At 42.4% G+C, this 13,510-nt stretch carries 15 protein-coding genes; 7 read left to right on the forward strand and 8 right to left on the reverse strand.

The window, feature by feature from the left end; translation table 11 throughout:
• Positions 1 to 104 precede the first annotated feature (104 nt).
• Positions 105 to 419 carry a type II toxin-antitoxin system VapC family toxin gene (locus tag UH38_RS22105; protein ID WP_235355375.1) on the forward strand — a complete coding sequence of 105 codons (315 nt, stop codon included), beginning with the start codon at positions 105 to 107 and terminating at the stop codon, positions 417 to 419.
• A 45-nt stretch (positions 420 to 464) separates the two neighbouring features.
• Here UH38_RS22105 and ispD read toward each other — a convergent pair whose 3' ends face one another.
• The gene (gene ispD, locus UH38_RS22110) at positions 465 to 1,154 is read right to left on the reverse strand and encodes a 2-C-methyl-D-erythritol 4-phosphate cytidylyltransferase (protein WP_045056871.1); all 690 of its coding nucleotides are present in this window, start codon (positions 1,152 to 1,154) and stop codon (positions 465 to 467) included.
• Between the two features lie 105 nt (positions 1,155 to 1,259).
• On the opposite strand from ispD, the gene UH38_RS22115 reads away from it, so the two are divergent.
• A complete protein-coding gene (locus UH38_RS22115; RefSeq protein WP_045056872.1) occupies positions 1,260 to 2,216 on the forward strand; it encodes a glycosyltransferase family 9 protein in 957 nt (318 codons plus the stop codon).
• Positions 2,217 to 2,308: 92 nt separating this feature from the next.
• Here UH38_RS22115 and UH38_RS22120 read toward each other — a convergent pair whose 3' ends face one another.
• The 4 genes from UH38_RS22120 to UH38_RS22135 all read right to left on the reverse strand — a co-directional run bounded on the left by UH38_RS22120 (position 2,309) and on the right by UH38_RS22135 (position 5,095).
• Positions 2,309 to 2,974 (reverse strand): HAD family hydrolase, encoded by a 666-nt coding sequence (locus UH38_RS22120; RefSeq protein WP_045056873.1) that lies wholly within the window; start codon positions 2,972 to 2,974, stop codon positions 2,309 to 2,311.
• A gap of 95 nt (positions 2,975 to 3,069) precedes the next feature.
• The gene (locus UH38_RS22125) at positions 3,070 to 3,543 is read right to left on the reverse strand and encodes a CRR6 family NdhI maturation factor (protein WP_045056874.1); all 474 of its coding nucleotides are present in this window, start codon (positions 3,541 to 3,543) and stop codon (positions 3,070 to 3,072) included.
• Between the two features lie 12 nt (positions 3,544 to 3,555).
• Positions 3,556 to 4,398, reverse strand: a complete 843-nt coding sequence (locus UH38_RS22130) for a pentapeptide repeat-containing protein (RefSeq protein ID WP_045056875.1) — start codon at positions 4,396 to 4,398, stop codon at positions 3,556 to 3,558.
• Between the two features lie 58 nt (positions 4,399 to 4,456).
• Entirely contained in the window at positions 4,457 to 5,095 is a 639-nt protein-coding gene (locus tag UH38_RS22135; RefSeq protein WP_045056876.1) for a hypothetical protein, read from the reverse strand.
• A gap of 155 nt (positions 5,096 to 5,250) precedes the next feature.
• On the opposite strand from UH38_RS22135, the gene UH38_RS22140 reads away from it, so the two are divergent.
• The 4 genes from UH38_RS22140 to UH38_RS22155 all read left to right on the forward strand — a co-directional run bounded on the left by UH38_RS22140 (position 5,251) and on the right by UH38_RS22155 (position 10,102).
• A complete protein-coding gene (locus tag UH38_RS22140; RefSeq protein WP_045056877.1) occupies positions 5,251 to 7,593 on the forward strand; it encodes a sensor histidine kinase in 2,343 nt (780 codons plus the stop codon).
• 67 nt (positions 7,594 to 7,660) lie between these two features.
• A complete protein-coding gene (locus UH38_RS22145) occupies positions 7,661 to 8,077 on the forward strand; it encodes a heavy metal-responsive transcriptional regulator (protein WP_045056878.1) in 417 nt (138 codons plus the stop codon).
• Positions 8,078 to 8,166: 89 nt separating this feature from the next.
• The gene (malQ, locus tag UH38_RS22150) at positions 8,167 to 9,681 is read left to right on the forward strand and encodes a 4-alpha-glucanotransferase (RefSeq protein ID WP_045056879.1); all 1,515 of its coding nucleotides are present in this window, start codon (positions 8,167 to 8,169) and stop codon (positions 9,679 to 9,681) included.
• Positions 9,682 to 9,745: 64 nt separating this feature from the next.
• A complete protein-coding gene (locus tag UH38_RS22155) occupies positions 9,746 to 10,102 on the forward strand; it encodes a four helix bundle protein (RefSeq protein ID WP_045056880.1) in 357 nt (118 codons plus the stop codon).
• 18 nt (positions 10,103 to 10,120) lie between these two features.
• On the opposite strand, the gene UH38_RS22160 is transcribed toward UH38_RS22155, so the two are convergent.
• Both UH38_RS22160 and UH38_RS22165 read right to left on the reverse strand, forming a co-directional pair.
• The gene (locus tag UH38_RS22160; protein ID WP_045056881.1) at positions 10,121 to 10,930 is read right to left on the reverse strand and encodes a helix-turn-helix domain-containing protein; all 810 of its coding nucleotides are present in this window, start codon (positions 10,928 to 10,930) and stop codon (positions 10,121 to 10,123) included.
• The gene (locus tag UH38_RS22165; protein ID WP_045056882.1) at positions 10,927 to 11,721 is read right to left on the reverse strand and encodes a pseudouridine synthase; all 795 of its coding nucleotides are present in this window, start codon (positions 11,719 to 11,721) and stop codon (positions 10,927 to 10,929) included. The genes UH38_RS22160 and UH38_RS22165 overlap by 4 nt, the downstream gene beginning before the upstream one ends.
• A gap of 120 nt (positions 11,722 to 11,841) precedes the next feature.
• On the opposite strand from UH38_RS22165, the gene UH38_RS22170 reads away from it, so the two are divergent.
• The gene (locus UH38_RS22170; RefSeq protein ID WP_045056883.1) at positions 11,842 to 12,534 is read left to right on the forward strand and encodes an LmeA family phospholipid-binding protein; all 693 of its coding nucleotides are present in this window, start codon (positions 11,842 to 11,844) and stop codon (positions 12,532 to 12,534) included.
• Here UH38_RS22170 and UH38_RS22175 read toward each other — a convergent pair.
• The gene (locus tag UH38_RS22175) at positions 12,531 to 13,394 is read right to left on the reverse strand and encodes a phosphatidate cytidylyltransferase (protein ID WP_045056884.1); all 864 of its coding nucleotides are present in this window, start codon (positions 13,392 to 13,394) and stop codon (positions 12,531 to 12,533) included. The two genes, UH38_RS22170 and UH38_RS22175, sit on opposite strands and share 4 nt — an antisense overlap.
• Between the last annotated feature and the right edge of the window lie 116 nt (positions 13,395 to 13,510).

The following is a 13,510-nucleotide window of genomic DNA, read 5'->3' on the forward strand; positions in this document are numbered from 1 at the left end:
TACCTTGAGATGTTCGGAAATCCTTAATCTCCTGAAGGGATTGAATTAGGCTTGCCTCCATTTCTGTTCTCCAACTCTTTGGTCTCCATCATTCTAATATTTTTTTGAAAAATGAATTATCCCTGGGCTTAGGTATCAGTGCTATTTCCTGCTGGGAAGTTGCGAAATTGGTTGAACGCGGGCGCTTAGTTTTACCTAACCTTGTAGATGAGTGGCTAGATCGCGCTCTTGCTTATCCTGGTATGCGTCTTCTGGAGTTAACTCCCCGAATTTGTGTAGAGTCTACCCAACTACCTGGCAATTTCCATCGAGATCCGGCTGACCAAATTATTGTGGCAACGGCAATAGTTTATAATTGCCCACTTGTAACGATGGATAACAAAATTTTGAGCTATCAATATGTTCAGACGCTTCCTTAGCATTGCTTAACAAGTCGCTACACTGGGATGTAGCACCATTTGCTCTTATCCGTTATCTAATCGCTGGGCGAGGATAAATTCGGCGATCGCTAAATCTACTGGAGTGGTAATTTTGAGATTAGTCTCTTCACCCTCGACAATTTTCACTGGCAAGCCGCATTTCTCAAATAAAGCTGCATCGTCTGTCACTTCCCAACCTTGGCGCAAACCTTCGTCATGGCAGTTTTTCAATATCTTCACGTCAAAGGCTTGAGGCGTTTGTGCTGCCCATAGTTGGCTTCTATCGGGTGTATCTTGAATTAGTAAGTCTTTGTCCACTACTTTGATCGTATCTTTTACAGGTACAGCAGCAATTAACCCAGGGCAATGCATAATTGCTTCGGCACACCTATTTAGTAATTCTGGCGTAGCCAGACACCTTGCGCCGTCGTGAATTAATACTCGTTCTGCGGTATCTGGTAGCCTCTGTAAGCCGTTGTAAACTGACTCTTGGCGAGTTGAGCCGCCGTAAATTATTTGTACCTTCTTGGTTAGCGATAACGCCGCTAAAAGTTCTTGCAGGTAAGCTTCATCTGTAGGTTGAGCAATAATCCCAATCCAATTTATTTGACTTGCCGCTTCAGCAGCCAATAATGTCCAAGCAATTAGCGGTTTTGAGCGTAAGGTTAATAATAGTTTATTGCGATCGCTGCCCATCCGCCGCCCCATACCTGCAGCAGGTATCAATAAGTGCATTTTCCTCTTAATTTATGGTTAACAAAGCAAAAGTGTATGCTTTGGATGTTTCCAATAAGTATATGTTCTCCTAGAATGGGGAGCGTGTACGGATAAACAAATAATATGCGAGTAGTAGCCCTAGTTCCTGGCGGGATTGGCGAACAAATCTTATTTTTCCCCACCCTAGACGATCTAAAACGGTTGTATCCTAATGCTCAAATAGATGTCGCGGTAGAACCCCGCGCTAAAGCTGCTTACCGAGTATGTAAGTCTGTGGGAGATATTCTGCCTTTCGATTTTAAAGATCGTAACAGCTTGGCAGATTGGGGCAACTTTATCGGTGCATTGCGCGATCGCGAGTACGATGTTGCTATCTACCTCGGACAGCAAAAAGCGATCGCTTTACTGCTATGGCTAACTGGCATCCCTACCCGTGTAGGCTATAAAGATGCAGGCGCAATTTTTCTCACGGCTACTGTACCCCTAAAAACTGGGCAGTATGCAGCTTATATGTATCACGATTTACTTAAAGGCTTAGACAGCAATTTGCCGTGTCCTGAAATAACTATTAATGTACCTGCTTCAGATATTGCCTGGTCAGAAAACGAACAAAAACGTTTGGGTATTAATGAAAGCGGTTACATATTAATTCACGGCGGTTCTAGTCAGATTACCGAACCGAGAGGCTTTGAGAAGATTTATCCGCTCGAAAAGTGGCGGCAGATCGTGCAAAATATCCAACAGCGGCAGCCAAATTTACCTGTTGTAATTGTCAAAGAAGCAGAAGACGAGCAATTTGCCGATTCCTTATCAGAATCATGCCCAGGTATTAAGGTAACTTCTCCCAAAGATCCAGGCAAACTTGCAGCAACGATCGCAGCAGCAAATTTACTCATCTGCACCGATAGCCCAGCATTGCAGCTAGCAGTAGCAGTAAAAACTTATACTATTGCTCTATTCGGACTTACAGATCCAGACAAATTGCTGCCTAAGAGCGATCGCTTTTTTGCCCTACGATCCCCAAGTAAGAACATTGCTGATATTTCGCCGCAAACTGTTTTAGATCGAGTTTGGGGCTAAATACAGTGACCAGTGACCAGTAACCAGTGACCAGTTAGTAGTTAAATATTCTAAGAGGGTCTGATTTCTCAGGTTATCTAGGGAGCGATGCTTCAATTTGGAGTATCTAAGTTACTAGCTAATAATGCCATAAGTTCTGGAGCAGAAAAGTTAGGTATAACTAACTCTGCTCCAAATTGGTATAAATTATCGGGTTCTTGAGTAGAAGCAATCCCAACTGTAAAAATGCCTGCGCTTACAGCCGAACGAATTCCAGAAGGTGAATCTTCAAAAGCAATAGCTGCTGCTTTTGGTACTTCTAATTGAGCTAGGGCTACTTGGTAAGGAGTTGGATCGGGTTTGGCAACAGCGACATCTTCTCCTAACACTACTACAGAAAATGCGGTTTCTAAACCTAGTACCTTCAGCATAAACTGCGTATTTAAGCGCGGTGCGTTAGTTACTAAGGCTAATTTGAGCGATCGCGCGTTTGCCCACTCTAAAATGCTATTAAGCCCCTCTAATGGTTGAATTGTTGTCGCAGCTTGGCGATAACGTGCTTCTTTCTCCTCGATAAATTCTTGGGCTTGTGCAGGTGTAAGTTGAGGGAGTAAATCTTTAACAATATCTGGGTTTAGCCTTCCGGTAATCCGTTTTTTGTAAAATTCTTCGTCGATGTCTAGATTGTATGGGGTTAATATTTCCCGCCACGCCTGGAAATGAATCGGATCGTTGTTAACCAACGTGCCGTCTAGATCGAATAATAGCGCCTGAATCATAAATTTTCCTATAAATACGACAAACGGCAATTTTGTAGAGATGTTGCTGTGCAACGTCTCTACGGATATACCGCCAAACCGATAATGCCAATAATTTACAACATGGCAAATAACGCATCTTCTAATTCATAGCCCAACATTTGCGCCATTGATTTGAGCCGCGATTGACTAGCTATGCTGTATTGCGGTAGCCAATCGCTTAAGACAAATAGCTTGTGCATCAAAAAGATTTCTAACGCTTCTGGGTTGAATTGAATGCCTTCTTTAGAGCTAAATTGGTGCGGTACGAGCATAGCAGTGTATCGTGCTAATTCTCCAGCTTTCCAATCGAGCAAAAATGGCAGCCAGGGATAACGAGAATCTAGACGAATAAACCACATTCTGACTTCAGGAATTTCTGGCAATTCGCGCGGATCGCCTGGTTCTTGGGGATAGTCTATATTAAAGCTTAATTGCTGCTCGTAGGTAGCGATCGCTCCATCTTGGAGCATATTATCAACGATTCTAGAAACAGGTGCTAGATCTAAGTTATTGATAGATTCTGCATTTAAGGCGATCGCGATCGTCATAATTTTAATGTTCTAATCGATTTTTGCACCAAGTGTATCTAGTTCCAGGCGATCGCTTAAAGTTGCACCTCTAAGGTTAGCACCTCTAAAGTTAACATCTGTGAGATTTGCTTTATATAAATTAGCGCCTCTAAGATTAGCATTGCTAAGGTTAGCTCCTGCTAGATTTGCTTTACTCAAATTCGTCCATCTTAAGTCTGCTGCTATTAGTTGCGCGTTGCTAAGGTTTGCCCCCAACATATAAGCTTTGCTCAAGTGCGCCTCTTCTAAGTTGGCTTGAACTAATTGTGTTTTGTAAAGGTAAGCGCCATTTAGTTCAGCACCAAAGAGGTTAGCATAACTAAAATCGGCATAACAGAGATGAGCTTGAGTTAAATTGGCTTCTCTTAAGTTAACTTGTATGAGCTTGGCGGCGCTTAAATCAGCAGCTTTGAGAATTGCGGTACTCAAATCTGCCCCCATCAAGTTAGCATTTTCCAGATCGGCATCGATTAAATTAACTTCTCTCAAATCAGCGCCAATTAAATTAGCATCTTTTAGTATTGCCCCCTGGAGGTTAGCACCTCTAAGATTGGCTAGGCTGAGATTAGCAGAGCATAGATTGGCTGCAATTAAAAGAGCTAAAGTGAGATCGGCGGTACTTAAATTGGCTGATTCCAGATTAACTGCGATCGCTAAAACATCACTGAGATTTGCTCCACGCAAGTTAACTTTACTGAGATTTCTGCCTCTAAGGTTTGCCGATTGCAAGTTAGCAGCACTTAAATCTATTTCTAGATTAGGATGACTGTTTCTCCATTCAATCCATTTGATTGCACCTGACTTAAGTAGGGCAAGATGATCTGTGTTTGCCATAAATTATTAAAGTTCGCCTCTGCTTCCCCTGCTTCCCATCTCAGTAATTGCCATATTTCTACTCTGTACGCGCTTGGGGATTTTCCCGCCCAGAAATGTTTTCGATGGCGGCGATCGCAGCTTTAGAACCTGCTAATATATCTCTTTCTTGCCCGCCTAAATACAGTCTGCCAAAACTACCAACAGCACTCACATCAAGAATATTAATTAAAGCGGCTTTCTCAGCTTCATTGGCAGCCAAAGCAGCATAGGCGGCGGGCTGAACTTCTAACACGTAAAGCGTTTGCCCTGCTAAAATCATTTGCCCCCTACGAGTGCGGTTAATCATTTGCGAGTGATGGGGATCGAGATTGCGGATAATTTGACTAGAAATAATGCGCGGCTTGAGACAGTCTCTTTCTTTCGCTCCTAGCGCATCTAAAATTGCTCTACCTGCTGCCCGCGTCTCGCTTTGGCGGCTAGAATGAACTTCTAACAAACCATAAAGACGTTCGACAACTTGTACCCCAGGTTGTACCGCAGTAGACTTTACAGCAATATCAGTAATGCGGTTAATTTCAATTCCTGGTGAAATTTCAACCCACAGCGATGTATCTCCTGGTAAAGGCAAAAACCCCAACGCCACCGTTCCCATATAAGCCGCGTGTTGAGGCTGTAAGCTGTCTAGAAATACGTAACTGCGTAGTTCTATTCCCAATTTTTTTCTCCGTAACTAAGGCAACAATGCCGCACCACCTATGCAGTTTACCGCGCTACTAGGGACTTTGAGAGTGTTCTAGAGTTTGTTATATTAAAGAACTACTAGCGCTAGTTAAGCTTGCAGTATTTTGAGGAGAAAGGGCTTTGCTACCAATGAGGTTATTGGCTTCTTTAGCTAGCCATCTCAATCCAAGTCGTAGTTTGAGAACTCGCTTAGGACTTGCGATCGCTGGTACTGCCATAATTCTCTCTGTTGTTGCTAGTCTCATTGTCGGACATACAGCTAGCGAACAAGTCAAAGTTAATGTCGGTCAGTCTTTGACAGAATTAGCTTACCAAATGACTGATAAACTCGATCGCGGAATGTTCGAGCGCTACCGCGATTTGCAAATTATTAGTACGCTCAATGCTATTCGTTCGCCCGATACGCCAATTTTAGAACAGCGCAATCTTCTAGAAAAACTGCAAAGCACTTATCCTGACTATGCTTGGATTGGATTTACGGACACGCGCGGCGTTGTTCGTGCTAGCACTAGAAAATTGCTGGAAGGCAAAAATGTCAAAGCACGTCCTTGGTTTGTAGCTGGAAAAAAAGCCGCTTATGTAGGAGACGTGCATGAAGCGGTGAAACTTGCGAAGTTATTACCAAATCCTACTGGCGAACCTTTGCGTTTTGTAGATGTAGCTGTACCAGTAAGGGATTTGCAAGGTAGTTTTAGGGGGGTGTTGGGCGCTCATCTTAGTTGGACGTGGGCTAAAGAGGTAGAAAATTCGCTTCTATATCCTCTGCAAGAGCGCAATTTACAAATGTTTGTGTTTCGGCAAAATGGCGAATTGCTACTATCACCGTCAGGATTAACTACACAGCTTACAGCACGCAACTTACTAGCATCTCTAAGTTCTTATCCGCAAAAAACAAATGGTTATGCAGTTGAGACTTGGAGCGATGCAAATACTTATCTAACTGGGTTTGCTCGTAGTCAAGGCTACCGCGATTATCCTGGATTGGGTTGGATAGTTTTAGTCAGACAAAAAACTGAAACTGCTTTTACGCCAGTGCAACGATTGCAAAAACAGATTTTTAGCTGGAATTTGATATTTGGGGGATTATTTGCGGCGATCGCTTATTTAGCTGCCGATCGCATTACTAAACCTATACTAGCAATTGCCTCATCTGCGGAAACTATTCGTCAAGGCGATACAGCACTCAAAATTCCTATTGTACGGGGTAAAGATGAAACAGCAAGGCTTTCTCAATCCCTACATCGTCTAGTTTCTACTTTGACTCAGCAAGAAGGCGCTCTCAAAAATAGCAATCAACAACTACAACAGAAATTATCTGAAATCCAACAAGTAGAAGAACGTTACCGTCAATTAGCAGAAGCTTTACCCCAATTTATTTGGACGCTTGATGCTAGCGGGCAGGTAGAATATATAAATCAACAATGGACAGCGTACACAGGACTGACCTTAGCCCAAACAGTTTTACACGCTTGGGATGTGGTACATCCAGATGACTTTCACTATATCCGTCAAGTTTGGTTAGAAGCATACGCCAACAGTATTAGTTTTGAGTCTCAATATCGTTATAGAGGCGTAGATAACACCTACCGTTGGTATCTCGTGCGTGGTTTACCTTTAAAAGACGAGCAAGGAAAAGTAGTTAAATGGCTGGGTACTGCTACAGATATTGACAAACAAAAACAGTGGGAAGTAGAACGCGATCGCTTGCTTCAACAAGAAAAAGCAGCCCGCGCTAATGCTGAATCGGCAAATCGTGTCAAAGATGAATTTCTTACTATCCTTTCCCACGAACTCCGCACGCCTTTAAATCCAATTTTGGGCTGGGTAAAACTGCTGCAAAAAGGCAAACTAGACGAGTTTAAAACGGCTGAGGCGTTGGTAACTATCGAGCGCAACGCTAAGTTACAACTAGAATTAATCGAAGATTTACTTAGTGTCTCGCAAATTTTGCAAGGCAAACTCAATCTAAAAATTACCTCAGTCGATTTGCAATCAATAGTATTAGCGGCTATAGAAACGGTACGTTTAGCCGCCGAAGCCAAGCAAATTGAAATAGTCAAAGATTTTGTAGTAGCAAGCAAAGTAACAGGCGATCCAGCCCATTTGCAGCAAGTATTTTGGAACCTAATATCTAACGCTATTAAGTTTACTCCCGAAAATGGGCGTGTAGAGGTACAAATTGTTGAAGTCGGCGACTATGCCCAAATTCACATTAGCGATACTGGCAAGGGTATTAATCCAGATTTTATCCCATATATATTTGACTACTTCCGCCAAGAAGATAGTACGATAACGAGGAAATACGGTGGTTTGGGACTGGGGCTGGCGATCGCTCGCAATCTTGTAGAATTACACGGCGGAACAATCTCAGCTACAAGTTTGGGTGACGGGAAAGGAGCAACTTTTACGGTCAAATTGTTAGTAGAAGGAAACTCTAATAATTCGCGCATTCGTGCATTCGCGCATTCGTAATTACAAGAGGAACTACAGGGGGAGCGAATGTTAGACTACATAGTAGAGAGTTACTGAGTATGATGCTGTGTTAACTCAAGAGCAGAAATTACTGTTAATTGGTCAAGTAACGGCGTTAAGTCACGTACCAATTAGAACTATTCGTTACTACGAAAGTCTGGGCTTAATTAAGGCTGGCGATCGCACAGAAGGCGGTTATAGGCAGTTTGATGAGAGTGTTTTGGCGCGGTTGGCGTTTATTAAGCGATCGCAGAGTCTAGGACTTAGTTTGCAAGAAATTGGCGAACTATTACAAGTTTACGATCGCGGCGAACTTCCGTGTCATGACGTGCAAGCCAAACTAGAACATAAAATCGTAGAAATTGACGCGCAAATTGAGCAATTATTAACGCTGCGTTCTGAATTAGGTGGCATACTTTCTGGTTGGGAGAATTTCTCTAGCTTGCAAGCAGGAACTATTTGCCCAGTTATACAGAAAAACTGACGATATATTGGCGCATTCCTTTAGATAGTTTCAAAGATGGCTCAAGCATGATAAATTTTGGGCGATCGCGCAATTAGTGCAGTTTATTTATGCCTTTTCCCAGATCGAGCGGTATTTTGCTTCACCCTACTTCCTTCCCTAGTCGCTTTGGAGTTGGTGACTTGGGCTTAGAAGCTTATAAATTTATTGATTTTTTAGCCAAAAGCAATCAACAATATTGGCAAGTATTACCTGTAGGACCAACAGGATATGGTAATTCTCCTTATATGTCCTACTCAGCAATGGCGGGAAATCCATTAATAATTAGCCCCGAACGCCTGCAAGAACAAGGATTGCTATCCGAAGGGGATTTTGGCAATTTAGCAGATTTTCCGGCTGATAGAGTTGATTTTGACAAAGTAATTCAGACAAAAATACCTCTACTAGAAAAAGCTTGCGAACACTTTAAAAATCAAGCATCGCCAATCCAACAAAAAGAGTTTCAAGGTTTTTGCGAAACTAAGGCATATTGGCTAGATGACTACGCTCTATTTATGGCGATTAAAGATGCCAAAGATGGCGCAGGCTGGCATACTTGGGAAGTAGAACTTGCCAAAAAGCAACCAGAAGCAATTGAGCATTGGCGCAGGCGGTTGAGCGATCGCATTTTCTACTACAAATACACGCAATTTGAATTTTTCCGGCAGTGGGCAGAATTAAAGCAATATGCCAATATGCGGGGCATTCAAATTATCGGCGATATTCCGATTTATGTCGCCCACGATAGCGCTGATGTTTGGGGAAATCCCGAAAACTTTTGCTTAGATGAAGAAACAGGCGAAGCTGCTTTAATGGCAGGAGTACCACCAGATTACTTTAGCGCCACAGGTCAACTCTGGGGTAATCCTGTATATAACTGGGAAAATTTGCAAGCATCAAACTTTAAGTGGTGGGTGCAGCGCTTCCAGGCAATGTTGGACTACGTAGATATCATCCGGATCGACCATTTCCGAGGCTTTGAGGCATATTGGGCAGTGCCGCAGGGTGAAACTACGGCAATGGGCGGAGAGTGGGTAGAAGCCCCTGGATCTGCGCTGTTCCGAGTGCTAAATGAAAAATTAGGTCAGCTACCCGTTTTAGCCGAAGACTTAGGCGTAATTACTCCAGAAGTTGAAGCCCTGCGGGACGAATTTGAGTTTCCAGGCATGAAAATCTTACAATTTGCTTTTGGTGGCGATGCTGGCAATCCTTATTTGCCATTTAACTTTACCCGCAATTGCGTTGTTTATACTGGCACTCACGACAACGACACAACTGTAGGTTGGTTCAACGAACTATCCGAACAAGAAAAGGAAACAGTCAGCAGTTATTTAGGTTGTATTAGTCCTGACGGCATCCATTGGGATTTAGTTCGATTAGCTTTAAGTTCCATTGGCAATCAAGCAATAATACCCGTCCAAGACTTACTAGGCTTAGGTACAGAAGCCCGCATGAACGTACCAAGTAAAGGCGATGGCAATTGGGAATGGCGGTATAAATACAACGATCTTACAGATGAATTAAGCGATCGCCTCAAAACCCTAACTCAACTATACGGGCGATCTCCCGTTTACAGTGACCAGTGACCAGTGACCAGTGACCAGTGACCAGTGACCAATGACCAGTTATTGGTACTAGATGTAGTAAGCAATGAATAGTAAAGTTTATGATAAGGCATATCTATTTGCTATTAGAATTGTGAATGCTTATAGGTATTTATGTAACGATAAAAAGGAGTTTGTGCTTTCCAAACAATTGTTAAGAAGCGGAACTTCAATAGGAGCAAATATTGCTGAAGCGAACGGAGCCATCTCTTCAGCAGACTTTCAAGCCAAAATGTCAATAGCTTATAAGGAATGCTTGGAGACAAAATACTGGCTATCTTTACTAAAGGATACAGGTTACTTTGAAGCAAAAGCCTTTGACAGCATTCATCAAAATGCAGAAGAACTCAGCAAGATGTTGTGGCAAATTCTCAAAACCAGCAGACAAAATAGCAGTCAATAACTGGTAACTGGTCACTGATTAAAGCCTCGGTGCGGCGAAAGTTAATTCTTGAACTTCACCGAGGTTGCCCATTTGTTTTGATTTTTCTTGATTGATTGTCACCAGTACGCCGCCAGCGTTACCTGCTAATACAGTCACTTCCTCTTTTGCTACCCAAGTGCGCTGCGTACCTTGAGGCAAAAGTCCTTGAAATTGCATTTTGCCATCTGCGACAACCCTAATCCAAGATTGGGATTTTAGCGTGATGCCAATTTTAATTTGACGCTCTTTTTCGGGTGCAGATTTAGGAGTAGCACTTACTGTTTCTGCTTTTTTTTGGGCTTTGGGTGCTGCTGGTTCTATTTTTGCTGATAATGGTTCTTCTAAAAGCCGATCGCTAATTGGTAAATTTGCCCGATCGCTTAATGTCTGCGATAAAGCATTAACTGAACCTGCAATTACTACTATGTAAAGCACGTAAAGATGAATCGGGCGTAGTTGCGCTGCGGGTAAAACAAACCTCCAGCCTGGTTTATTGCTTTTACTTGTGCGATCGCTACTACCTCCAGGAAAACTATTTGCTACTTCATTGCCATCTAAACCTAAAGCGTCAGCATACTGTTTGAGCAAGCGTTGAATGTAAACTGGTTCTGGCAGTTCGTCTAAGTTGCCTTTTTCAATTGCTTGTAACAATGGTTGGCGAATGAGCGTTTTTGCTGCGGCTTTTTCTAATGATAAAGCTTGTTCTACCCGCCTTTGACGCAGGCGATCGCCTATTTCTAATAGCTTTTCTGTTTGCTGTTCTCTAATTGGACGAGTTGACGCACTCTTTTTCCTACACCACTTCATTTTGGACTGCACTCCTGAACCGCACCAGGCTCCTCAACCGATGCTATACTCGCTTGGCTTTGCAAAAAGCAAATTTCAAAATCTTTAAGGTAACGATAGCAACCTTTGAGCAATCCCGCCTCTGCTAAGGGTTGCAATTGAATTGCGCCTATAGCTGTGCGGTGCAGGTTGACAACTGGATACCCTAATTGTTCTGTAACTCGTCTAATTTGTCGATTTCTACCCTCTTTTAAAATTACTTCTAAACAAGTCTGCGAATCTAGACGCTTAACTACTTTTACTTGTGCTTTGCGGGTACGTTTACCGTCTAAGATAATGCCATCACGCCATTGTTTTAGCACTGATGGAGGCGGATTGCCTTGCACCCAAACTTGATAAGTTTTAGGTATGCTGTGGCGGGGATGAGTAAGTTTATGTGTTAGTTCGCCATCGTTGGTAAGAATTAATGCCCCTGTAGAATCTACATCTAAGCGTCCTACTGGATGAATGCCTTGACCAATTTGTAAGTTTTTGGGTAATAAGTCGATAACTGTTTTTCTGCCTTGGGGATCGTTGCAAGTAGCAACTATACCTTTGGGTTTGTTTAAAAGTATATAAACTAATTGGGGACGAGCTACAGGTCGAATCAGTTTACCATCTACAGCGATCGCATCTTTTTCTACATCTGCTTTTTCCCCAAGTCCTACTACTACGCCATTACGCTGCACTCGCCCAGCCAGAATTAGTTCTTCTGCATGACGGCGCGAAGCTACCCCCCACTGGGATAGTATTTTTTGTATCCTTTCCTCCATACGATTTACTTTTTACCAATGGCAGCTAGCCTCAGTGTGCTTTATTTCTAGCTATATATGTACAAATATTACGAGAAAGTATAAGAATAATTTAAATCCTACTGATTTATTTATCGATCTTTGAATACTGAAAATACTAATACCCAAAAAACCAGTCGTTTAATCGGCAAAGTGCTATCGCCTGCGGTCAGGTTATGGTTAAAATCGCAAGTTCAGCAGATATCTCAGTTAGAGGTACAAATAGCTGGCAGCGATCGCCAAATTTTGACAGGCAATATCCCGCGTGTATCTATTTTAGCTAGTAAAGCTGTATATCAAGGGCTGCACTTAACGCAAATTCAGCTAGAAGCAAAAGAAATTCACATCAATTTAGGTCAAGTTATTAAAGGTAAGCCGTTACGCCTGTTAGATAAAGTGCCTGTAAGTGGTGACTTATATTTGACGCAAGCCGATCTTAATGCATCTTTAGCCTCGCCCTTATTAGCAGATGCTTTGACTGACTTATTTTTCCAGCTATTTAAAGGTAGTTTGGGTAAGCAAGTTAGCTGGCAAAAAGTAACGATTGACAGCAATTTACTGAGCTTAGAGGGATTAATGGGCGATCGCGCTATACCAATTGTATTTCAAGCTGGCTTGCAACTAGCTAGCGATCGTGAATTACAAATTTTGCAGCCAATGGTGAAGATGGAAACAGGGGAAACAATAAGTATAGATAGCTTTACTGTCGATCTAGGTGCAGAAGTTAATATCGCAAAGCTCAATCTAGATCCTGGTCAAATTCTCTGTTCTGGGCGGCTAAATGTTCTACCTTAACTTGGTAACAACGGTAAAAACAGCGTGACAAAATAATAAACCAAAGGAGCCGTAAAAACATAGCTATCAGCGCGGTCTAAAATCCCTCCATGACCAGGGATCAATTGTCCTGAGTCTTTAACACCAGCATCTCGTTTCATCATCGACTCAGTTAAGTCGCCTAGCAAGCTAGCAATACCAATAATTAACCCTAATGCTAAACCAGTCCAAGTCCATCCAGACCAGTCTAAATACCATGCGCCAGCCATAGCTACAGCAATGCTACCAGCTACGCCAAAAGCCGCTCCTTCCACAGTCTTTTTGGGGCTAATATGCGAAAGGCGAGTTTTACCGAAAAATTTACCAATCGTATAAGCGCCAATATCGGCTGCCCAAATGCAGAAGAAAGTTAGTAGAGTAACTTTTAAGCCTTGAGGCAAAGTATTTAAATCTAGCCAATTATCAGACCAATAGCCACCCAAAGGCAAATTACCAACAGCGTCAAGACTTCGCATCCTTACCCAATAACTTGGCAAATAACCGCCGTAAAATAAGCCCAAAATAGAAGTAGAAATATCGGCAATTGTCGCCAGCTTCGGCTGAAATAACAGGTAAAAACAGATGAAAGTACCTGCTACGGGCATAACAGCATCAGCTAAGGTAGAGGAAAAAGTAGCAATAATCAGTAAAGTTTGACTGACAACTAAAGTAGTTTTAGCAGCAGGGGCGATCCCTGTAGCCCTGACTAAATCAAAATATTCTAATTGACCTAAGTAAACGATCGCGCAAAACATTAAGGTGAAATACCACCCGCCCAATAAACTAGCTGTTAAAGCTAGGGCGATCGCAATAATTCCGCTAATAATCCGATTCCAAGGCATAAGTAAAAGTCAAAAGTCAAGAGTCAAAACACTTAGCTGCTACTCTAAGGTAGAGTAATTGCACTTATAGCTGAGTTTTTAGTAAAACTCGAAATTATCTACTTAGACTTTTGCTG

This window comes from Aliterella atlantica CENA595 (assembly GCF_000952155.1).
Classification (GTDB): Bacteria; Cyanobacteriota; Cyanobacteriia; order Cyanobacteriales; family Chroococcidiopsidaceae; genus Aliterella; species Aliterella atlantica.